The organism is Caballeronia jiangsuensis (genome assembly GCF_046030135.1).
Classification (GTDB): Bacteria; Pseudomonadota; Gammaproteobacteria; order Burkholderiales; family Burkholderiaceae; genus Caballeronia; species Caballeronia jiangsuensis.
The window spans coordinates 1-233 of the sequence record NZ_JAQQDB010000167.1 but is presented as its reverse complement, the minus strand read 5'-3'; the positions used below and the strand labels follow the sequence as shown (position 1 = coordinate 233).

Here is a 233-nt window from a genome sequence, read left to right as displayed (position 1 = left end):
GGTAGTACTGGTTGAGTACCGTGTGTGCAACAGTCACCACCCGAATTCAATACTACTTCTTCCCAGATTGGTTGTAGCGCCCTACAGGCGATACAACAACAAGTCATGCCTGATGACCATAGCGAGTCGGTACCACCCCTTCCCATCCCGAACAGGACCGTGAAACGACTCCACGCCGATGATAGTGCGGATCACCCGTGTGAAAGTAGGTAATCGTCAGGCTCCTCATGCCG

General features: G+C 53.2%; 1 rRNA gene. It reads left to right on the top strand.

What is annotated here, in order from left to right:
* Nucleotides 1-108: 108 nt before the first annotated feature.
* Nucleotides 109-222: ribosomal RNA gene (gene rrf / locus PQR08_RS38820) — 5S ribosomal RNA — on the top strand.
* Nucleotides 223-233: the final 11 nt, after the last annotated feature.